Below are 22,605 nucleotides of genomic sequence, written 5' to 3'. Positions count from 1 at the left end.
AGACATGTAAAAAAGTTAGACGACAGAAAGAAGATGATCCCTGTTAAATGCAGGGATCATCTTCTTTGCATTCCACTACTATCAATATCGAGTAATGGGAAAGGATTAAAGGTTCACTTTATCTGCAAACGAAAAAGAATTTTTACCTTTAACAAATTTTTTATGATCTGGAACGCTTTGAATTGCTACAACTTGCGTATCTCTTGCTTTCAGTGCATCTTGAATCCCGATTGTCATAAGCTTAATAAATAGAATCGTAATAAAGAATGAAGCGAGGGTATAAAAAATAATCCACCATGAAAGATTCATTTCATTACGATTTAATCCAATAAGTCCTGCCCAATCATTAGATAGAGAAACAGGTTTGAGTACTCCGTCATAGAGTTCACGCATTTGAATCCCGCCAATTACAATGTTAAGCAACGCTAAATGGATAACGAGTATGAGTGTTTGGACGATATGTTCCATAAATAATACAAATAAGCGGTCAAGTAATAAGACTCGTAAGTGTTTTTTTATAATATGAAAACGGCTAGCACCCAATAATTGTGAACTTAAAATGTAATCTCGTTTCATAAATTCATCAACCTCTGAGGATATATATAAAGAAAGTGTAGGCAGAGCGACGAAAATAAGTACGAGTACTTGATAAAACGTAAATGAAATATTTGGATTTAACCCATCAGCATTTGATGTGATTACAATATTAACGGGGGTGATGAGTATGAATGCGATAAATAGAGTTGGAATATAATAAAAAACTTCTGAGCATGCCTGGAAAAATCTCTTGAGTTTTGGAGCAAATAAACTTAAGAGGATTCCTATACATGTTCCGCATAAAATTCGAAAGAAGCTAATTGCCACGGCTAATAAAATAGTGAATTTTGCTCCTTCTATAATTTGTAAGAAAACAGACTCGCCAAAACGATCAGATCCAAAAGGCGGAATTAACGATGGCGGAAAGGGGGCCTTTCCAAGTAATTCGTTATTGTCATTGTAAAGTAACTGAGGAGGTTTTGGGATGTTATCTTTAAAGAACCAACTATAAATAAAACTAGCTGAAATAAGTATGAATAAATAAGTGAAACCGATTAAAAAGCGTTTTGATTTCCAAATAGATTTCATAATGCTACTCCTTTCAAGTGCTTGTGCCATCTATTCATCATGAATGAGATTATTTGAAAAATAGTATAAAACGGTAAAATAATCATGACCAGTATGATAAATGCAGCGGGAGGTGAAATAAACGCCTTATTAAATAAAAATTGAATAATGCCATCCATATTAAAAACAAATTCTAAAATGAATAAATTAGAAAGTAAGAAAACAAAAATCGTTTTTAAATGGTAGAAGAAGTGGATAGATATATTTTTGAATAAATGAATGCGTAGTATATAACTTGATGAAAGGCCTTTTCCATAGGCAACTTCTACATAATCTTTTCCATGTTCTTCTTTTATGTATAACACCATCATCCGAAACATTTGTAATGTAGGTAAGACCGCTAAAGATAAAATAGGGAGTAAATAAGCTCGATTTTCATTGAAAGAAATAATGGTGACAGGAGATTCCCCGAATTTCTTAAGTACCCATATGAAAAATATTTGTAAACAAATCATCATCATCATATCAGGGACAGCTTCTAATATGAACACAATTCTATTTATCCATTTTTTTATATAATCTTTTGCTAAAAAATAAAAAAATGCCATGCTAGCTGATAGAAAGAGCGCAAGTAAAAAGGCTAAAAATAATACAGTAAATGAATATAGGTAAGGTTCTAAAACGGTTGGGAATAAGGGTGTTTTTTTGAAACTACCAAATTTCGGGTCTGATCCTATAACCACTAATGATTCAGGGGAGAAAACATCCTTTAACATAGTAACAATCTGATTAAAAAAAAGAATTGGTTGAAAGGTAAATCCGTTTTGAGTGATAAATAAATAAGGTAAATTTAATAATAGTAACAGTGATAAAAAAATGGATGAAAGCTTAATTGTGAATTGAGATATTTTATGTAACATTAAATCCCTCCGACATCTTTTTACAACATTATACAATAAAGTTCAAAATATTGTTTTATTTTTCTGAAAAATAAAAATATTATTAGATTTTATTTTATGGAACATATATTTACAAGTTAATAAAATGATAGTAGATTTGAGCTCTATGTCCATTAAGATAAAAAGAAGAGTGAAACTAAAACACTAAAAAGAGAAAAATGCATGCCTAATCAATTAACTATTACTTCCTTAATGTTTTTTTGAAAATAGCCCTTATTTTTCGGACTTGTATAAAAAATAAGGGTCTCTAATCATTTTTCTTATATTGTTTTTCAACACCTTTTTCATGCAAATGAGTAAAAAGTAAAGTTTGGAAGGACTATGTATGAATGTGTTGTTAATGAAAGAAAAATAGTGTGTTGCGTAACGAATATAACGTAACTTTACCGCCGGGGGGAATTTAAATTTAGTATGTAAGTGAAATGTCATGAGGGGAATTATATTTTATTATGAAAAAAATTTTCTTTTTAAAACTTGATTAAAGAAAAAATATTTTATATACTAATTCATGTAAACGGTTTACTAGATCATATTTTGCTAGAAACGAAGGGAAGATTCGCATGGAAACAAGGGGGAGAGTAATCGGGATTGATATCGGTACCACAAGTACAAAAACGGTTGTGTTCACAGAAAAAGGAAAAGTCGTTGCATCACATGCAGTAGATTATCCAATTATTCAACCGAACGTCGGATGGGCTGAGCAAGATCCCGATGTAATATGTGCTGCTGTTTATAAAACTGTAAGCGTTGCCATAGAAAAAAGTGACGTCTTACCAGAAGATATTTCTTCAATTGGTATTAGTACAGCAATGCACGCATTAATTGCAGTAGATGAAAAGGGTGTGCCGTTAACGCGCTCTATCATTTGGGCAGATAATCGTAGTACGAAACAAGCGGAAAAATTATTACAACATATGAATGGACATGAAATTTATAGACGTACAGGTACACCAATTCATCCAATGTCGCCACTATCTAAATTACTATGGATGAAAGAAGAGGAACCAAAATTATATAAAAGTGCTTATAAATTTATTTCTATTAAAGAGTATGTTATTTACCAATTGTTTTCACGCTACGTAGTTGATTATTCTATTGCTTCTGCTACAGGGTTATTCAATTTAGAAACGTTAAATTGGGATGTTGATGTGCTGGAAATGTTAAATATTTCTTCAGAACAATTATCAACCCCAGTACCAACTACATATATTTTATCGGGTATGAAACCGGAATTAGCACAAAAGATGGGTATTCGTGAAGATACTCCAGTTGTTATTGGTGCAAGTGATGGTGTTCTTGCGAATGTAGGCGTTGGGGCCATATCGCCTGGATCAGCTGCAATTACGATTGGAACAAGTGGTGCAGTTCGAACAATTTCATCTAATGTTAATACAGATGAAAAAGGAAGAACGTTTTGTTATGCATTAACAGACGAGCACTGGGTGATTGGCGGACCAACGAATAACGGTGGCATATTACTGAGATGGTTACGTGATGAATTTGGTAGCCCAGAACAAGAAGTTGCAAGAAAACTTGGCATTGATCCGTATGATTTATTAATTAAATATGCGGAAAGTGTACCAGCTGGAGCAGGTGGATTGCTATTTTTACCTTTCTTATCTGGAGAACGTGCACCTTACTGGAATGCAAATGCTCGTGGTACATTCTTCGGAATTAATCTTCAGCATAAACGAGAACATTTTATTCGTGCAGTCATGGAAGGGGTTTGTATGAGCGTATATTCTGTTGCACTCGCAATCAGGGATTGTACAGGGCCACTTACTGAAATACGCGTTTCAGGAGGATTTGCGAAATCTGCATTTTGGAGACAAATGTTATCCGATATGATGGGAAAAGAATTGCTTGTTCCTGAAAGTCATGAAGCATCTGCGCTTGGGGCAGCGGCAGTTGCTTTATATGCTGTAGGAAAAATTGATTCTCTTGAAGAGGTTAAGGATTGGATTGATATTGTTCATCACCATGTACCGAATAAAGAAAATACGGCTATATATTTAGAAATGTTTTATATGTATGAACGACTTTATAATCGCTTGAAAGAAGAATTTGATTGTATAGCTGCTTTCCAACGTAAACAATAGGGGGATTGGGAGAAATGGTAGTTGGAATCGTACTAGCGGCAGTTGTCATACTACTTTTACTTATTACGGTAGTAAAATGGCATCCGTTTGTCGCGTTAATTTTAACAGCAATTGGTGTAGGGCTAGCAATGGGAATGCCATTGATTGGAACTTCACCAAAAGATCCAGGGATTATTGATTCTATTAAACTAGGGCTTGGTAATACGTTAGGGTTTTTAGCGATAGTTTTAGCATTAGGAACGATGCTTGGAAAAATGATGGCCGAATCTGGCGGTGCTGAACGAATTGCTAACACATTAATTGATCGTTTTGGGAAGAAACGTGTTCACTGGGCAATGATGTTTGTTGCATTTTTAGTAGGGATTCCGGTATTTTTCCAAGTTGGATTTGTACTACTAATTCCATTGGTATTTACAATTGCATTAGAAACAGGGGTATCACTTATTACAATCGGTATTCCACTAGTAGCAGGATTATCCGTTGTACACGGACTAGTGCCACCGCATCCAGCAGCGATGGCAGCGGTAGGTATTTTTAAAGCAGATGTAGGGAAGACAATTTTATATGCGTTAATTGTCGGACTTCCAACTGCAATTATTTCAGGTCCACTTTATGGAAAATGGATTGGTGCTCGTATACATAAGGAAGTACCATTAGATATAGCGGAGCAATTTGTTGAAAAAGATAATAAAAAAGAGCTTCCTAGCTTTGGAAATACATTGTTTACAATTTTACTTCCAGTATTTCTTATGCTTGGTGCATCAATAGCGGAAGTTGCATTAAATAAAACGAGTCAACTAGCACAAGTATTACACTTTATTGGAGATCCGATTGTCGCTTTATTAATTGCAACCATTTACTCTTTCTTTAGTCTTGGATATGCAAAAGGTTTCTCAAAAGATAAAGTATTACAATTTACAAATGATTGCCTTGGGCCAATTGCAAACATATTGTTAGTGATTGGTGCAGGCGGCGCATTTAATAAAGTATTATTAGATTCTGGAATTGGAACGACAATTGCAGATATGGCGAAAGAATCGCATATTTCACCAATATTATTAGGGTGGGGAATTGCGGCACTAATTCGAATCGCAACTGGATCGGCAACTGTTTCTATGATGACAGCAGCTGGTATTGTTGCACCGATTGCAGCAAGTACACCAGGTGTAAATGTTGAATTGTTAGCACTTGCAACTGGTGCAGGATCATTAATTTTATCACACGTGAATGATTCAGGATTTTGGATGATTAAAGAGTATTTCGGAATGACTGTGAAAGAAACGTTATTAACATGGACTGCAATGGAGACTATACTATCTGTAGTAGCACTTGGACTCATTTCGTTATTAAATATATTTGTATAGAATGGGAGATTGATTAATATGAAACTAGGTTTAATCGGGTTAGGAAAAATGGGATTCCCATTAGCGGAACACTTATATGAAGACAAACATGAAGTTGTTGTATATGACGTAAATAAAGAGCTTGTTGAAAAGGCTGGGGCTTTAGGGATTACTGCTCGGCATACATTAAAAGAAATGATCGCTGAACTAGAAGCTCCTCGCACAATTTGGGTAATGGTACCTGCAGGGGAAGTAGTTGAGTCAGTATTAAAAGAAGTTTATCCATTATTAGAGGAAGGCGATATCGTTATTGAAGGCGGAAATTCATTCTATAAAGATACGTTACGCCGTGCCGAAGAAGCGAAAAGCTTTGGTTTACATTACGTAGATATCGGTACATCAGGCGGTGTAGAAGGAGCAAGATACGGTGCTTGTTTAATGGTTGGTGGAGAAAAAGAAATTTACGATCAATTAGAACCATTATTTAAAGATTTAGCAGTAGAGAATGGATATTCTTATGCAGGCCGCGTCGGAAGTGGTCATTTCTTAAAAATGGTTCATAACGGTATTGAATACGGAATGATGCAAGCAATCGCCGAAGGATTTGAAGTGTTAGATAAAAGTGATTTTGATTTCAATTATGAAGATGTTGCAAAAGTATGGGCAAACGGATCGGTTATCCGCGGTTGGTTAATGGACTTAACTGAAAAAGCATTTGCAGATGATCCAAAACTTAATGGTATTAAAGGTGTAATGAACTCTTCAGGAGAAGGGAAATGGACTGTGGAAACCGCACTTGAACTTCAAGCGGCAGCACCAGTAATCGCAATGTCATTATTTATGCGCTACCGTTCTCAAGAAGATGATACATTCCACGGAAAAGTAGTTTCAGCTCTTCGTAATCAGTTCGGTGGACATGAAGTTGTGAAAAAATAGGAAATGATTTTGAAAAGAAACTTGTGTATAAGCGCAAGTTTCTTTTTTTTATAGTGTAAGAAATCTCTAATTTATAAATACCAATCAATCATTGTTTTTTTATCACATATGATGGATTCAATATGTATTGATTGAACAATGTGTTCTATATTTTCGTCTTTCGCTAATAAAAAAGTTGTAAAGGAATCAAACATACTCATGAATGCATAATCCATGTTTTCATCAGTAATAATGAACTCACTACAGAAAAGGTCCCAAATATTTAAAGGGGTTGTATCATTTATCTGTAATGATTTGTTTGTAGCAAAGATTGGTTCAGAGAAATATAGATTTTTTGCACCTTTCGAACCAAGGAGTTTTAGTAAATTCTGTAATAAAAATATAGATGTATAATCTTCCGTTGGATAATAAAGGTCTTGTTTAAAGTTTGAATGTAGCTTTTTAGCTAAGTCATCTCTTTTATATTCTTCTGAAAAGGCATTACTGGAAGTTAACATGGCTATTGCTAGTTCTGTGTATGAATTTAGTCCACTATAAGACATTATTTCCTTCCAAGAAACGGATTTCCCATTTTGAATGATTTCTTCAGCACTTGGATATATGTGCTCGTAAGGTCTTTTTCTTACTGAGTTTTCCCACCCTAAAGGCATTTGGACAAAAGGATGAAGTAATATAGCAGCAGACTTAAAGTTGCTTGGTAGTTGTACTAAAATGGGTGATTTGTCATCTAGCCAAATGTAATCCAACAAAATAAAACCTCCTCTTAGACTTTGAAATGTACGGATTCCCGCATTATGTTTTTTTGTATTGATTGTATCAAGTATAAAGCGCTGCATGAAATATGTCCCAACATAAAAATAAGAATAAATAAAATGAAGTTTTCATAAATAGTAAAAGGATGGTTATGTCATCAGTGTAGCTAAGAAATGATGTTACATATGAAAAGAGCGTGTTAATAAAATATGAGGTGGTTAAATGGGAAATGAGCAAGTGAAGTCTGTAAAGGAAGAAAAAAAGTTATGTCTTTGTATGATTGTTAAAAACGAGTCTAGGATTATGGAAAGATGTTTAAATGCTACGAAATCAATTGTAGATTTTGTTTCTATTTGTGATACTGGATCGACGGATAATACACCTGAAATTATTGAAAATTGGTGTAAGGAAAATGAGATACCTGGGACGGTTCATCATGAGCCGTTTCAAAACTTTGGTTATAACAGAAGCTTAGCTGTTTCGTTAGCGCAAAAAACATACCCAGAAGCAGATTATTTATTAATATTAGATGCGGATATGATTTTAGAGGTTGATCCGAATTTCGATAAAACGAGCTTAACGGAAGATCATTATCTAACATTGCAATATGATGTTCATATTAAATATTGGCTTACACGTCTGTTAAAAGCTTCTTTACCATGGAAATCTGTCGGTGTTACTCATGAGTATTGGGATATAGATCGTTCCAAAGTTGGAGAGAATTACAATACGAGAGTAGCTAGACTGGAGACGCTTGTCGTTAATGACCCTGGTGATGGTGGAAGTAAAGCGGATAAATTTGAAAGAGATGAGAGGCTGTTGTTACAAGGGTTGAGTGATCCAGAAACAACGCCAGATTTGCATATAAGATATTTATTTTATTTAGCCCAAACTTATTTTCATTTAAGTCAATTTGAAGATTCGATTAAATGGTATAAAAAACGAGTGGAAGCAGGAGGATGGGTTGAAGAGGTGTTCTATTCGTTGTTGCGAATAGGGTTTTGTTATGAACAATTAGCAAACCGTGCAGCAAATAAACAACATGAAGTAACAGAAGCAGATGAAATGGAAAATGCTAAGACGCAAGAAGAGCAATATTCAGCGCTAGCTATTTTTTATTTTCAAAAAGCGTGGGAATATAGACCAACTCGAGCTGAGCCATTATACCAACTTGCAAGAATGTATCGATTAAAATCTCAAAATAATATTGCTTTGATGTATGCCCTGCAAGGGAAGGAAATTCCTTTTCCGAATAATGATCTTCTATTTGTAGATTATCATGTGTATGATTACTTATTTGACTATGAAATTTCTATAAGTGCATTTTATATACCACATAAAAAACATTTAGGTGCAGTATCACAAAAATTTTTGGAATCGAAAAAAGAAGAGCTACCGTTGCATATAGCAAATATGGTAGAAAGTAATGCGAAATTTTATTAAATACAATTTCGGTTAAAGGAGTAGTGGAGTAATAATGGAATTAATACGATGGGCGCTAGAGCTAGGAGAATCTGTGCATGGAAATACGTATGAAGAATTGTTGCCACTACTAGATTATTATTATGATCGTGATCATTTAAAAGCGTATTGTATCGCAAATCTTCTGTTAAACATGGACGTATCAGATGAACATCAGCAAAGAATCGAATTAAGAAGGTGCATTGCTGCTTATTATGCTGGAATATATAAAGTAGCAAAAAAACATGCAAAGGATCTTTTACTGAAATATCCGGATGTGGATTTATATAAGAATAATTTAAGGCTAATGGAAGCTTATTTGAATAAAGAATATGATTATTGTTTGTTTATATGCCCAAAGACGTATGGTAGTTTTATAGATGTTGCGCGAGCTTTGAAATGGCGATTGGAGCAAGAGGGAAATACAGCAATCATATCAGAAACAATACTCGAAAATGTGGGGAATACAATTGTTTTTGGAGCGCATACATATGCACATAGCCCACATCTCCTTCCGAAAAATGCAATTATTTATAATTTAGAACAGCTATATGAAGGAAGCCCTTATGCGCATCCTCTTTATTTAATGTTATTAAAAGATAAGGAAATTTGGGATTATAGTAAACAAAATATAGAATGGTTAAAACAAAGAGGAGTAGGAAAAGAAATAAAACATGTAGGCATGAACTATGCACCAACTTTAGAAATAAAAAAAGATGCATTTGATGAAGAATTAACTGAAGACATTGATATACTGTTTATAGGTGCTCTTAACCCAAGACGGCAAGCTATATTGGATCAATTAAAAGTCGTTGCCCCGAATTTAAATATTGTTTTTAAAAATAATGCGTGGGGAATTGTTAGAAATGAGTTAATTGCCAGATCTAAAATTATATTAAATATCCACTTTTACTTATCTGGTATTCTTGAAACTCCTCGAGTTTCTTATGCAGTGGCAAATAAGAAATTTATTATTTCGGAAAATAGCAACCCAGAGGACGAAATAGATTGGCCGGGAATTGTATTTACTCCGTATGAAAAAATAATAGAAAATATTATGAAATATATAGCATTGCCAGAAGAACGTATCAAATTAGCAGAAAAAGCGTATAACCATTTTGAAGCTAAAAGAAGTAATGGCATACTGAGCAATAAAGAGAAAGAAAAGTAAATGTGAAAAACTCATACTTTCGTATGAGTTCTTTTTTCGTCTATTATACTATTTTATTAAGCTAGTTCCCTCTTTATATTGTGTTTTGTATAGAAATTTCTGATAATATATAAGTGTAACTTGAAAACAAAGGGGAGAAATAATGATGAAACTAGTTGTTATTAACGGTACACCAAGAAAATTCGGTAGAACTCGTGTGGTAGCAAAATATATTGCTGACCAATTTGAAGGGGAGTTATTCGATTTAGCAGTAGAAGAACTACCCTTATATAATGGGGAAGAATCACAACGTGAATTAGAAGCAGTAAAAAAATTAAAGGCGTTAGTGAAAAACGCAGACGGCGTAGTGCTATGTACACCTGAATATCATAATGCAATGAGTGGGGCGTTGAAAAATTCGCTAGATTACTTAAGTAGTAGTGAATTTGTTCATAAACCTGTCGCATTACTTGCAGTTGCAGGAGGCGGTAAAGGTGGAATTAACGCATTAAACAGTATGCGTACTGTTGCTAGAGGGGTATACGCCAATGCCATCCCAAAACAAGTTGTGCTTGATGGACTTCATGTACAAGACGGTGAACTGGGTGAAGATGCAAAACCATTAATTCATGATTTAGTTAAAGAATTAAAAGCATATATGGGCGTATATAAAGAGGTGAAAAAGCAACTAGGGGTTGAGTGATATGTCATCTCTTTATAAAGATTCACGCTTGTATTTCATTCTAGGGGCCAATAGTCTATCAGCTATTGGTTCCGGTATTGTAATGATAACGATTCCGTGGTTGTTAATTAAAGAGAGTGGAGGAGAGACAACGTTTGGTTATGTTTCCATCATCTCAACACTGATTATGTTTTTGTTAACTCCGTTTATCGGGCAAAGTATTGATCGTTTTTCAAGAAAATCTTTATTATTATGTAATGAAGGTATTGGGATAGCCGTAATCGGAATAATGGTTATATGGGGATTTGCTGGGCAACCTTATCATTCTATTCATTATATTCTAATATATATAGCAGGGTCATTTTACTATTTATTATTTTATCCTACAATATTTGCGTTCAACCAAGAGATATTTCAAGCAGAACATTATAAAAATTTAAGCGGAACAATGGAGATACAAGGACAGTTAACTCAAGTTATTTCAGGAGCCGCTGCTAGCTTCCTTATTGAAATCATTTCTTTAAAATGGATCTTGTTAGTAGATATGTTAACTTTTGCAGGAGCCTTCGCCCTTTTCTTGTGTATACCATACGTAAAGAAAAAGGAAGTAAAAAGGAAAGTAACATTTAAGAAGCAATTGTTCGAAGGAATTCACTTTATGAAAAAACGTCCTAAGCTCTTTTGGTTCTTACTTGCTACTTATATGCCATTTATAGGTGTCATGATGGCAAATTATTTAATACCGGTTTATATTTCGGATATACTCAAAGCTAATGCCTCTGTATACGCAATAGAGGGCATGATGTACGGTGTCGGAGCGGTTGTTGCAGGGATCTGTATTCCACTCATAATGAAATATGTCAAAACAGAAGTTTCAATCGTTATGACGATGTGCATTTATGTAATTTCAATTACCGCAATGATTATTGAACCTTCCGTAATGTTGTTATATGGACTAGCGATTTTTCATGCGATTGGAAATGCGGGGACAAGAGTGGCGAGAAATGTATTGATGATGGAGGAAATCCCAAACGAAGTAATGGGACGTGTAGACAGCTTATTTCGATTAATTGGTACAGGAATAAGAATTGTATTATTAATGCTGTTTACAGCTGGTGTATCTAAAGCTGGGGTAATGCTCCCGTTTTACGTACTTAGCTGTATATTGATTCTATCATTAGGAATTGCCCTTTATTATGTATATTCACAACGTAAAGTAGGGACGAACGTTTCTAATAAATCAATCATATAAAGTGAAACTAATAATCAGTAGGGGTTTTCTTCATCCCCACTTAACTTTTTTGCTTTCGCTGAATTTTGAGGTGGGGGTCTTACTGCCTATTAAAGCGGGATAAAAAGTACTTCTGCCTTCCTATCTATTTCTGTATAATAAAAAGAAAGGGAGTGTAAACGTATATATGAACAAATGGATATTACTTATAATCTTATTATTACCACCACTATACATTCTTTATATGACCTTTCGAATGAAGAAGGTTGCCCGTGAAAAGTTGAGCCATCACTCTCCGTACCTTCTTATACTGGGTGCAAAGTTATTTGGAGATAGACCGTCTTTATCTCTTCAAAATCGTTTAGATGTAGCGCTGGAATATTTATATTCTCATCCTGAGGTAAAAGTAATTGTGTCAGGCGGCCAAGGGGAAGATGAAGATATACCAGAAGCTCACAGTATGAGAAACTATTTAATGGTACATGGTGTAGATGAGAGTCGTATTTTAATAGAAGACCAATCTACAAATACGTATGAGAATGTAAAGTTTAGTATAGATTTATATGATGTGAAACATGCGGTAGTTGTAAGCAATACGTATCATTTATATAGAACGAAAATAATTGCGAAGCGTTTAGGTATGAAGATGGAGGCACTAGCTGCTGAAACGCCAATGCGTTCTAAGAGAAAAATGTATGTGCGTGAATATGCCGCTATAATGAAAACAATATTGTTAGACCGTTAAGAGCTCAAATGTGAGCTCTTTTTTTGTAGAATAATGCGTATCATTTGAAATGAATTCCATATTCCAGCAAAATAAAGGAAACAACGATAAAGGAGTTGTATTTGTGATTCAGTTTAATCAAGTGTCAAAATCATATGAAGATGGCACAAAAGCAGTGGATTCATTGCATTTAGAAATTAAAAAAGGGGAATTTTTTGTTCTCATTGGTCCGAGTGGTTGCGGGAAAACAACGACAATGAAAATGATTAATCGTTTAATTGAAACGACAGAAGGCTCAATTTTAATCGATGGAAAAGATATTCAAGAATACAATATTAATGAATTACGCTGGGATATAGGGTACGTGTTGCAGCAAATCGCTTTGTTTCCGCATATGACAATTGCTGAAAATATTGCAGTTGTTCCTGAAATGAGAAAGTGGAGCAAAGAAAAAATAAAAGCTCGTGTCGATGAGTTGCTACAGATGGTCGGATTAGATCCAGACGTATATCGTAATCGTATGCCTGATGAATTGTCAGGAGGGCAAAAGCAGCGTATTGGTGTCGTACGGGCATTAGCAGCAAATCCGAAAATCGTTCTTATGGATGAACCGTTTAGTGCGTTAGATCCGTTAAGTAGGGAGCAGCTTCAGAAGGATATTGTACAATTGCAAAAGAAAATTCAAAAAACAATCGTGTTCGTAACACATGATATGCAAGAAGCATTATCACTTGGAGATCGCATTTGTATTATGAAAGAAGGAAAAATTGTTCAATTAGATAAGCCAGAAGAAATTATACATAACCCAGAAAATGAATTTGTAGAAGAGTTCATTGGAAATCGTGGGCGACCTTGGTATGAGGGGAAAAGTATAGAAGATGTATTGCCACTTGATGAAAGTATGCGGATAGAAGGGGAAGCACTATCATTACATTCTTCTTTACAAGAAGCATTAGTTCGCCTGCGAGCTGATGAAGTCGTTCCAGTTGAAGAAAATGGTCGATATGTTGGAGCTTTAACAAGTCGTCATATTGTCAATTATATTGTTGAACAAATGAAGGAAAGAGGCTAAACAGTGACTGATTTTATACAAACGTTTCAAGAACGAAAAATAGAATTACTAACTGCATTAAGTGAGCATTTACAAATATCGCTTATTTCATTATTTTTTGCAGTAATTATTGCGGTACCGCTTGGCATTTTATTAACGAGAAAAGAACGAATGGCTGAGTTTATTATAGGAACTTCTGCAGTTATGCAGACGGTGCCATCACTTGCATTACTCGGATTATTAATTCCGTTAGTAGGAATCGGAAAACTGCCAGCCATTATTGCATTAGTTGTGTATGCACTATTACCCATTTTACGCAATACATATACAGGAATACGGGAGTTAGATGAATCTTTAATCGAAGCAGCGAAAGCTATGGGGATGAATAGCTGGAGAAGACTGTGGAAGGTAGAGCTTCCTCTTGCTTTACCAATTATTATGGCCGGTATTCGTACGGCAATGGTATTAATTGTTGGAACGGCTACATTAGCAGCGCTTATAGGTGCTGGTGGGCTCGGTAAACTCATATTACTCGGTATCGATCGGAATGATCATGCGCTTATCATTTTAGGGGCCGTACCAGCCGCGTTACTCGCTTTATTCTTTGATGTAGTACTTCGAGTGCTTGAGAGGCCAAAACGCTCGTCTAAGCGTGTTATATTGACGATATGTATTGTTTGTATAATGGTTGCTTCTCCATTTCTTTGGAATACAGAAAAGAAAGATATTGTTATTGCGGGCAAACTTGGATCAGAACCTGAAATTTTAATTCAAATGTATAAGCAACTTATCGAACAAGATACTGATTTACACGTACAATTAAAACCAGGTCTTGGAAAAACAGCATTTGTATTTGAAGCGTTGAAATCAGGAGAAGTAGATATATACCCTGAGTTTTCGGGAACAGCTTTATCTACTTTTGTGAAAGAAGAGCCAAAAAGTACAAATCGGGATGAAGTATATGAACAGGCTCGCGTTGGAATGGAACAGAAATATAATATGGTTATGTTGAAGCCGATGGAGTATAACAATACATATGCACTAGCTATGCCGAAAAAAATAGCAGATCAAAATAATATAAGTACAATTTCTGATTTAGGAAAAATTGCACAGAATGCGAAAGTAGGATTCACATTAGAATTTGCTGATCGTGAAGACGGTTATAAAGGAATGCAAAAATTATATAACTATAAGTTTTCAAATGTGAAAACGATGGAACCAAAATTACGTTACAGTGCAATTCAATCAGGGGATGTGAATGTAATTGATGCATACTCAACAGATAGTGAATTGGAACAATACGGACTTAAAGTGCTAAAAGATGATAAAGGGTTATTTCCACCATACCAAGGTGCACCTTTATTAAGAAAAGAGACGTTACAAAAATATCCTGAACTTGAAAAAGTATTAAATAAATTATCTGGAAAGATTACAGATGACGAAATGCGAAAAATGAATTATGAAGTGAATGTAAATGGTAAAAGTAGTGAAGAAGTAGCGAAACAATTTTTACAAAAAGAGAACTTACTTCGTTAAATTTACAAGAAATATACAAATTTATACGTATGAAATGACCGTTCATTACAAAATGAACGGTTTTTTTGTGCATACTTATACATTTTTTCAAAAAAGTATTCCATTTTTCTTCATTTTCTTTTAGAATAAGTAATGTTTTCCTGAAAAAATATAAGAGAAGCGTCTATTAGAGAAAAAGGTGACTTTAATAGTTGAACGAACATAACACCTAGAATGACAGATGGGGTGGTACAAATAGAAAAGAAGTTAGGTTTTTTTCCATTAATTGCATTAGTAGTTGGAACAATGGTTGGTGGCGGTGTTTTTAGTTTACCGCATGATTTAGCAGTAGGAGCAAATAGTGGCTCTATAATAATTGGCTGGTGTATTACAGCGATGGGAATGATTCCACTCGCGCTCGTATATCAAACGTTAGCAAGAAAAAAACCAGAGCTTGAGGGCGGAATTTATAGTTATGCACGTGCTGGTTTCGGTGAATATATTGGATTTAACAGTGCTTGGGGATACTGGCTAGCAGGAATTTTAGGAAACGTTGCAACAATCATGTTACTGTTTAGTACATTAGGCTATTTCTTCCCAATTTTTAAAGGTGGAAATAGTGTTGCGTCTATCGTAGGAGCATCACTTTTATTATGGACACTTCATTTTCTAATTTTATTTGGTATTCGTGAAGCATCTATTATGAATGTTATTGCAACAATAGGGAAATTGGTACCAATCGTATTATTTATTGTTGTAATGGTAACAGCGTTTCGCTGGGATACATTTACACATGATTTTTGGGGAGAAGGAACTATTTCAGTTTCCTCTATACTCGGTCAAGTGAAGAATACAATGCTTGTAACTCTTTGGGTTTTCATCGGGGTTGAAGGAGCGGTAGTATTATCTGGAAGAGCGAAAAATAGTCGAGATGTCGGTAAAGCGACAGTATTAGGACTTATTTTAGTAATGTCTATTTATATTTTAATTTCTGTCTTGTCAATGGGAGCGATGACAAGAGGAGAGCTTTCTGTTTTAGAAACGCCGTCAATGGGACATGTATTAGAACATGTTGTTGGGACGTGGGGCGCGGTAGCGATTAACATCGGGTTAGTTGCTTCACTTGTAGGTACATTAATAGGTTGGTTTTTACTTGTTTCTGAAATTTCCCATGTAGCAGGAAAAGATGGCGTGTTTCCGAAAGTCTTTACGAAAACAAATAAAAAACAAACGCCGCATATGGCATTATGGATCTCAAATGGCGTTGCCCAAGTTATATTTATAATCGTTCTGTTTTCAGAGTCAACATATCAAATTATGTATTTCATAGCGTCAACATCAATTTTAGTACCATATTTATTATCAGCGTTATTCCAATTCAAATTAGTAATTACAAATGAACTAAAAGATGCAAAAGTGAAAAATGGTTCGCTAGCTTTAATTGCTTCACTTTACTCTATATGGCTTATTTATGCAGCTGGTTTGAAGAATTTATTGCTCGTTTCAATCGTATACGGGATTGGAATCATTGTTTATGTGTATGCAAGAAAAGAAAAAGGAAATCGTTGTTTTACTGGTATAGAGAGATATGTAATGTGTGCAATTGTCGTAGCAGCTGTTACATCTCTTTATATGTTATTGACTGGAAACATAAAAATGTAAAAGTCCTTTTCATTTAAAGGGCTTTTTTCTTTGTCTATAGAATATTTAATACATAAGATATTCAGGAGGGATGAAAATGGAAGAAAAAGAACAGTTGAACAGAATTGTTGATTTAGCGAGTGAAGTAAGAAAAGTATTAGTGCAAGAATCTTTTTTTAATCATCATCCTGAACTGCGAGGAGTGATTGAAAATTTAGCGAGTGCGGTAGAGAATTTGGCGGAATTACAGCAACATAAAGATGAAAACGCTGAAGATCGTTTACGATATGTACTTGCTAAAATGAAAATTGCTCATAATGCCATCTTACAAGAGAAAAACGCATTTCCATCTCATTAATATACGATTTCATTTTGAACCTGGCGGATAACGTCAGGTTTTTTGTTTCTAGTTTTGCGTTTCTTTCATACACTAAGAATAGTATGAAAAAAAGAAGGTGACGAAGGTGAAATTACATAAAGCTCTTCAGCCAAGTTTTATAAAACGAATGTACTATATGAGGTTTATTGGGAAGTTTACAAAAGCAGAGAGTGAGAAGAGTGGAGAGAATTTCTTTGTACAATGCCTATCGCCAATACCATTCACATTGCAAGAGCAATTGAAAAATGAACCATATGTATTTGAAGGTTTATGTAGCAATAAAAAGAATGAAAAAGTCTTTTCGGAATTAAAGAAAAGAAAACTAGAAAAGCAATTGATTATGTTTCGTCTCTATTATGAAAGAGGACATATATACGTGGAGTTAATTTGTACAGAAGAAGCGCGAGAAATAGCAAACGGTTATAAAATGATTCCAGTACCTAAAGTTTCCGATTATAAAAAGGGAGAGTCTTTAGAAAGAAAACTTAGTAATGGTTATTTGTCATTTCTAATGCCAAAATATCCGAAAGACTTTGAGCCTCCTGAATTATTGTGGCATGAGGGAAGGTTATATGGAAATATATCTTTAAAGTCATCGTCAATTAGTTCAATCGCATATTTTGAACAGCAGCGGGAATGTAAGTATATAGAACTTAATGACTGGATGAAGTATGTAGAAATAGCGGTAGAAGATCAATTATATTTTGTAAGCAATCATGTGTATGAGCAATTAAAAAAACGAATAACTGAAGAAGGTAAGCTTGTAGAGGTAGAGGAAATAAAAGTGCAAAAGGATGAATGGGAATGGGATGAGCGTGAATCCGTCTTTTTACAGTATGTGAAAAGTTTTGTACGTAATAAAGGGCTATATTTGGATGAAACAGATATTTATAACTTTCATATAAGTACAAAAACAAATATGTTGACGATTCTGGGTGGTATACCAGGTGCTGGAAAATCCCGTTTTGTGCAAGCTTATGCAGAAGCACTTGGATTACAATACGGGGAAGAATTGGTTTGGATACCGATTTCACCATCATATCAAGAACCACATGATTTACTTGGTTACCTTCACCCAAATGGTACTTTTATTGAAAGTGAAACAAAATTAGTTAGGGCGTTAATGAAGGCAAAAGAAAATCAAAATCAGCTGTATATAATCGTTTTTGATGAAATGAATATGTCACATATTGAGCATTGGTTTACTCCATTTCTATCTGTTCTTCAACTTGAAAAGCAAAATCGTATTTTAAATTTATATGAAGGTGTGCAAGAAAAAGAAAATCCAATTCCGCCAACAATTGAAATTGGAGAAAATATTATATTTGTTGGTACTGTGAATTTTGATGAAACGACGAAGGAGCTCTCAGATCGATTATTAGATCGGACGAATGTAATAACTTTACGAAAGATTCCGTTTTGTGAGATGTGCATGGAGCAAGAGAAAGTTGTATTACAACCACCTCTGAAAGTAACTGCAGGAGAATTTCGCATAAATTGGGTCAGGAATAAAACGATGATTGAGGTGTTTTCTGAAGAAGAGTTAGAGCTATTAGATAAGTTACATGGTGTATTGTCATCACACGATACGTCAAAGGGAATTTCTTTTCGATGTGCAAATGCAATTGCTACTTATTTGCAAAATATACCGTTCCAAAATAGTCATTCTTATATGATTAGTAGAGAAGAAGGATTTGATTTACAAATAAAGCAACGTGTATTGACGAAAATAAGAGGGACTGAAATGATGGTTGGGTCTTTACTTTCAGAGGAAGTAAAAAGGGGTGCAACATTAGTACCTCTTTTGCAATCTCCACTTGCAAACAGAGTATCTACATTTGAACACTCTATAGCATATATAAGAGAAAAGCGTAGAGAACTGGAGTTGTATGGCTATGCAAAATGATGGGCGATACGAAACAGAAATCGTTGATACGAAGGAAACGCTTCCTTTTGTATTAAAGTTAATTATTGGAACGGAGTCAAAAGGAGAATATATTTTATTAAATCGTCTTTGTACATCTGCAACAGCATTAGTTCAATGTATTTATAAAGTGCAAGAATTAAAACCAATTAGATTGCAATACCATTATGAAAATCCAATGAATATTACTTTTATATGGAATAAAGTATATGAAGGACAGAAAAATGTAAAAGAGACAAAATATGAAATAAATGAAAAAAAACAAAAGGTATTAATATATGAACATGGGAAAACGGAATTCTTTTATCCATGGCGTTGTGGTTTATATCATTTTGAGGTGAATATAGAAGATCGAACGTACTATGGTGCTTTCCAAGTCGTCCCAAAAAACTTTTTTGATGATCAATTTGAAATGATTCAAAACTATGTGAAGTCAATTTTAAATGAGTTGATTTTAGATAGAGGTTATTATAAAAAGACTTTCTCTGCTCTTAGTGATATTGAAGATTCTTCTTATTTAGTGTTACTTAGAAAGTTGCCACAAAAAATGAAAAAGATAAAGCAAATTTTTAAGAAAATAGAATCGCGTTCAAAATTTATACATGAATATAAATGGGAAGAAAAGGAGCGGAAAGCAACGAGGAAAGGAGCGGTAGTGGCGGAAAGAAAACCGTATGCAAAATATTATAATCGTAAGTTTATCGAACAAAAAAATAGTATGGAAAATGCATTTCTTAAATTTAAAGCGATGCAATTTCATCTTTATTTACTTGAAGCTGAAAGTTTTTTGCGTCAAACAATTGATATATTAGAACAAGCAAAAAAGAAGAAATCAGAAGAATTTCAAGCTGTAAAAACGATTATACAAACAATTGAGCGTAATGGATCAGTGACCGATAGAGAGAAACAAAAATATAAAAATATACATTTACTAAAAGAGGCAGATTTACGAAAAAGTTCTATGAAGATACAAGAATATAAAATTTTAGCTCATTTTGTACATAATAGTGTACAATACTTTCATACTTTAATGCATTCTCCATTTTGGAGAGAAGTTTCTGAAACGGGTAAGATGAACTCACATAATTTACCGATACCACATCAACAATTACTACAGCATTTAGATTTACTTCCACAATATACAGATCAATCTCCATCTTTATTATTTGTTTATAAACCAACTTTTTTAGTGTATGAATATTACGCTTTTTTTATCGTTATTTCCATGTTAGAGCAAATTGGTTTTGAAGCTAGAAATTCCATTCGTGAACAAATACAAGAGCATTTTTATGTAGATGGATTACAAGATGGAACGACAGTAGTTTTACATCGAGATGATATGAAAGTCCATGTGGCATTTAATGATTTAATTGAAACACATCCTCTTATTGCGTTAAGTAAAGGGAGTAATTTTTATAATGGAGAAGACACGAAGAAGCCAGATATTCGATTAGACTGTTATGTAAAGGAGAAAGAGAAATACGTATATCAATCTTCTATTATTATTGAAGTGAAGTATAGCCCAATGTACAATATTTTTCAGCACGTTGGGAATACGAAAGCAACTGAGCAAATGTATAAGTACTGGTCTATAAAATTTGTAGAAGAACAGGAGGGAAAGCGAATCTATCATCGAAGGGCCATTTATGAAGTCATTTGTGTATACCCAGGAAGTCATATGCATAGTAAAAAAATTGAGTCTGGATGCGGTGTTTTCTTGCAATTATACCCATATAAAACGAAACAAGGAGAAGAGAAATTAGCGGGAAAACATGGAATGGTACAAATTTTTGAGAAGTGGTTAAAAAGCATGAAGAAGTAAAAGAAATCCTTTTTTATAAAGGATTTTTTTAGATTAAGAAGAATTATATGCAGTATGGGAGACAGCTTCATATGATATGAATTTGCAAGTGATAGAAATATATTTTGAGAAGAACGATACATGAGGGATAAAAGGCGATTATGATGGAATTTAATTTATTTTGCAGAATATAATAAGGCGTAAATGTTTTTAGTTGCATACGAAGATTTGTTCTTATATGATAGATAGTGAAAGCGTTATCAAAAACAAAGCGGCGATGGGAAAGGCGGGGAAATATGTTCCAGCGTGTTCAAACAAAGGAAGAACATTTTTGGTTCGAGCAACTATGGGGAGATTTTTGTGAAGAAAGAAACTTAATGTTCGTAGAACGTAATTTAAATCCATCACGATTTTTATTAATAGAAGATGAACATCATATCGGTACAGTAGAATGTATTAAGTATACGGTACCAGAACAATCAAATTCTGAGTTTTTCTATCCGTTTTCTAAAAATGATTTAGTGAAAGGTTTGCAAAATGTATATGAAATAGGCAAGTTAAGTATCGCGAAAACGTCTCGTGGGAGAGGACACTTCAAAAGACTAACAGCTATTTTATTTATGCATGCATTAGAAACGAAAGCAGAATGGTATATCGCAGCGGTTACAAAAAGAATGTATATGTATTTATTAACACTCGGTTTCCCAATTGAACCGATAGATAAGCCATTTCAATTTCATGATACTTTACAAGGTGTACCAGTACGAATTCATGCCCGAAAAGGGGCTACGCATTTGTATTCTTTAAAAGAATTTCGAGATGTAATTCAAGGAAATGCTCATGCACAGGCATTAATCGCAGAATACAGTAAGAATATTATGTTAACCAAATAACACGAAACGAATATGTATAATAAAGAGAATGCGATTTTAAAATGAAATCATTCTTCATGAAAAAGACCCTTATTATTTTAATAAGGGTCTAAAAATTATAATCCAAATATACTAAAAATCATTTTACGGCGCTTCGGTTTCTTTTCACGTTCATATATTGGTTTTGTATCGGGAGTAATATATATTGGTTCTTCTTTCTTGAGGGTAGCTTCTAGTTTTTGAATTCGCTCTAACATTTCCTCCATTTCACGGCGATGTTGTAAAAGTTGGTACGTAACAACATCATTTGCCTTATCTTGCATTTGTTCTTCCATTCGATCTAGTCTTCTTGTAATTGTGTTTAATTGAGCGGTTAATTGCTCAAAATCATGTGATGATATGTTTTGAACAATTGTATTTACTTGAGTTTTCAATTCTTCAACATTATTTGATGATGTTTTTTGAGTAGGGTGAGTGTTTTGGGACTTCTCTATTTGTGAAAGATGGTATTCTAACATTTGGTCTAAATCATCTTGTGTAAAAATAAAGTGACCATATTTATTTTTTTCTATAGTAAGATTTAATTGTTGTGCAATCCGGACAACAGCCTTTGGGCTAACACCTAATTTTTTTGCGATAAATGGTGTTTTATATTCCAAAATAATCCCTCCTATATATATCCTGTTGAATGATTTCGATCTATGAAGTAAGTTCCCTTCCAGTGTGACAAAAGAAGTGTGGAATCGGCAAAGAAAGTGTTTTTTCACGAAATGAAGCTAGGAAGAATATATCGTGAATATAAAAGTTTTTATCTTAAAATTTAGAATCATTTGACTGAGGGAAATGAATTAGATTATCATAATGATAAATATCTTTTTTATGTATGCATATAATATATAAAAAGGTGGTTGCTAATGTAGAATTTTGTTAGAGTATTAGAATGCTTACTTCACTTGAATAAAATTAAGTAGGAGGTGGCT

At 34.0% G+C, this 22,605-nt stretch carries 19 protein-coding genes; 15 read left to right on the top strand and 4 right to left on the bottom strand.

Going from position 1 to position 22,605, the window contains the following annotated elements; genetic code table 11:
* Window positions 1-105 precede the first annotated feature (105 nt).
* Window positions 106-1,125 (bottom strand): ABC transporter permease, encoded by a 1,020-nt coding sequence (locus MR079_RS12220; protein ID WP_242294028.1) that lies wholly within the window; start codon window positions 1,123-1,125, stop codon window positions 106-108.
* On the bottom strand, window positions 1,122-2,024 hold the full coding sequence (locus MR079_RS12215) for an ABC transporter permease subunit (RefSeq protein ID WP_242294027.1): 903 nt from the start codon (window positions 2,022-2,024) through the stop codon (window positions 1,122-1,124). Before MR079_RS12215 ends, MR079_RS12220 begins: the two co-directional genes overlap by 4 nt.
* A gap of 599 nt (window positions 2,025-2,623) precedes the next feature.
* Here MR079_RS12215 and gntK point away from each other — a divergent pair.
* The 3 genes from gntK to gnd are packed head-to-tail and all read left to right on the top strand — an operon-like array spanning window position 2,624 to window position 6,441.
* Window positions 2,624-4,162 (top strand): gluconokinase, encoded by a 1,539-nt coding sequence (gene gntK, locus MR079_RS12210; protein ID WP_000450017.1) that lies wholly within the window; start codon window positions 2,624-2,626, stop codon window positions 4,160-4,162.
* A gap of 14 nt (window positions 4,163-4,176) precedes the next feature.
* Complete coding sequence (locus MR079_RS12205) at window positions 4,177-5,526, top strand: GntP family permease (protein ID WP_000260196.1); 1,350 nt, start codon at window positions 4,177-4,179, stop codon at window positions 5,524-5,526.
* A gap of 18 nt (window positions 5,527-5,544) precedes the next feature.
* Entirely contained in the window at window positions 5,545-6,441 is an 897-nt protein-coding gene (gnd, locus tag MR079_RS12200; protein ID WP_242294026.1) for a phosphogluconate dehydrogenase (NAD(+)-dependent, decarboxylating), read from the top strand.
* 71 nt (window positions 6,442-6,512) lie between these two features.
* Here the strand turns inward: gnd and MR079_RS12195 are convergent, their stop codons facing one another.
* On the bottom strand, window positions 6,513-7,277 hold the full coding sequence (locus MR079_RS12195; protein ID WP_242294025.1) for a DUF2711 family protein: 765 nt from the start codon (window positions 7,275-7,277) through the stop codon (window positions 6,513-6,515).
* A 139-nt stretch (window positions 7,278-7,416) separates the two neighbouring features.
* On the opposite strand from MR079_RS12195, the gene MR079_RS12190 reads away from it, so the two are divergent.
* The 12 genes from MR079_RS12190 (at window position 7,417) to MR079_RS12135 (ending at window position 21,646) form a co-directional block, all read left to right on the top strand.
* Window positions 7,417-8,637 carry a tetratricopeptide repeat-containing glycosyltransferase gene (locus tag MR079_RS12190; RefSeq protein WP_139867310.1) on the top strand — a complete coding sequence of 407 codons (1,221 nt, stop codon included), beginning with the start codon at window positions 7,417-7,419 and terminating at the stop codon, window positions 8,635-8,637.
* Between the two features lie 34 nt (window positions 8,638-8,671).
* Window positions 8,672-9,826, top strand: a complete 1,155-nt coding sequence (locus MR079_RS12185; protein ID WP_242294024.1) for a CgeB family protein — start codon at window positions 8,672-8,674, stop codon at window positions 9,824-9,826.
* A gap of 145 nt (window positions 9,827-9,971) precedes the next feature.
* Window positions 9,972-10,508, top strand: coding sequence for an NADPH-dependent FMN reductase (locus MR079_RS12180; RefSeq protein WP_014893779.1), 537 nt, complete (start codon window positions 9,972-9,974; stop codon window positions 10,506-10,508).
* Between the two features lies 1 nt (window position 10,509).
* Window positions 10,510-11,739: an MFS transporter gene (locus MR079_RS12175; RefSeq protein ID WP_242294023.1), complete on the top strand. Its 1,230-nt coding sequence runs from the start codon at window positions 10,510-10,512 to the stop codon at window positions 11,737-11,739.
* A gap of 166 nt (window positions 11,740-11,905) precedes the next feature.
* Window positions 11,906-12,463 carry a YdcF family protein gene (locus MR079_RS12170; RefSeq protein ID WP_139867306.1) on the top strand — a complete coding sequence of 186 codons (558 nt, stop codon included), beginning with the start codon at window positions 11,906-11,908 and terminating at the stop codon, window positions 12,461-12,463.
* A gap of 103 nt (window positions 12,464-12,566) precedes the next feature.
* Entirely contained in the window at window positions 12,567-13,514 is a 948-nt protein-coding gene (locus tag MR079_RS12165; RefSeq protein ID WP_139867304.1) for an ABC transporter ATP-binding protein, read from the top strand.
* 3 nt (window positions 13,515-13,517) lie between these two features.
* Window positions 13,518-15,029 (top strand): ABC transporter permease/substrate-binding protein, encoded by a 1,512-nt coding sequence (locus MR079_RS12160; protein ID WP_139867302.1) that lies wholly within the window; start codon window positions 13,518-13,520, stop codon window positions 15,027-15,029.
* A gap of 213 nt (window positions 15,030-15,242) precedes the next feature.
* Window positions 15,243-16,670 (top strand): arginine-ornithine antiporter, encoded by a 1,428-nt coding sequence (arcD, locus tag MR079_RS12155; protein WP_139867300.1) that lies wholly within the window; start codon window positions 15,243-15,245, stop codon window positions 16,668-16,670.
* Window positions 16,671-16,746: 76 nt separating this feature from the next.
* A complete protein-coding gene (locus tag MR079_RS12150; protein ID WP_000391444.1) occupies window positions 16,747-17,007 on the top strand; it encodes a hypothetical protein in 261 nt (86 codons plus the stop codon).
* 106 nt (window positions 17,008-17,113) lie between these two features.
* On the top strand, window positions 17,114-18,934 hold the full coding sequence (locus MR079_RS12145) for an AAA family ATPase (protein ID WP_139867298.1): 1,821 nt from the start codon (window positions 17,114-17,116) through the stop codon (window positions 18,932-18,934).
* Window positions 18,924-20,774, top strand: coding sequence for a hypothetical protein (locus tag MR079_RS12140; protein ID WP_242294022.1), 1,851 nt, complete (start codon window positions 18,924-18,926; stop codon window positions 20,772-20,774). The genes MR079_RS12145 and MR079_RS12140 overlap by 11 nt, the downstream gene beginning before the upstream one ends.
* A gap of 275 nt (window positions 20,775-21,049) precedes the next feature.
* Window positions 21,050-21,646, top strand: coding sequence for a hypothetical protein (locus MR079_RS12135; RefSeq protein WP_242294021.1), 597 nt, complete (start codon window positions 21,050-21,052; stop codon window positions 21,644-21,646).
* A 95-nt stretch (window positions 21,647-21,741) separates the two neighbouring features.
* Here MR079_RS12135 and racA read toward each other — a convergent pair whose 3' ends face one another.
* Window positions 21,742-22,284, bottom strand: a complete 543-nt coding sequence (racA, locus tag MR079_RS12130; RefSeq protein ID WP_242294020.1) for a chromosome-anchoring protein RacA — start codon at window positions 22,282-22,284, stop codon at window positions 21,742-21,744.
* Window positions 22,285-22,605: the final 321 nt, after the last annotated feature.

This window comes from Bacillus cereus group sp. BfR-BA-01381 (assembly GCF_022663555.1).
GTDB classification, from domain to species: domain Bacteria; phylum Bacillota; class Bacilli; order Bacillales; family Bacillaceae_G; genus Bacillus_A; species Bacillus_A pacificus.
This window is presented reverse-complemented; position numbering and strand designations above follow the sequence as displayed.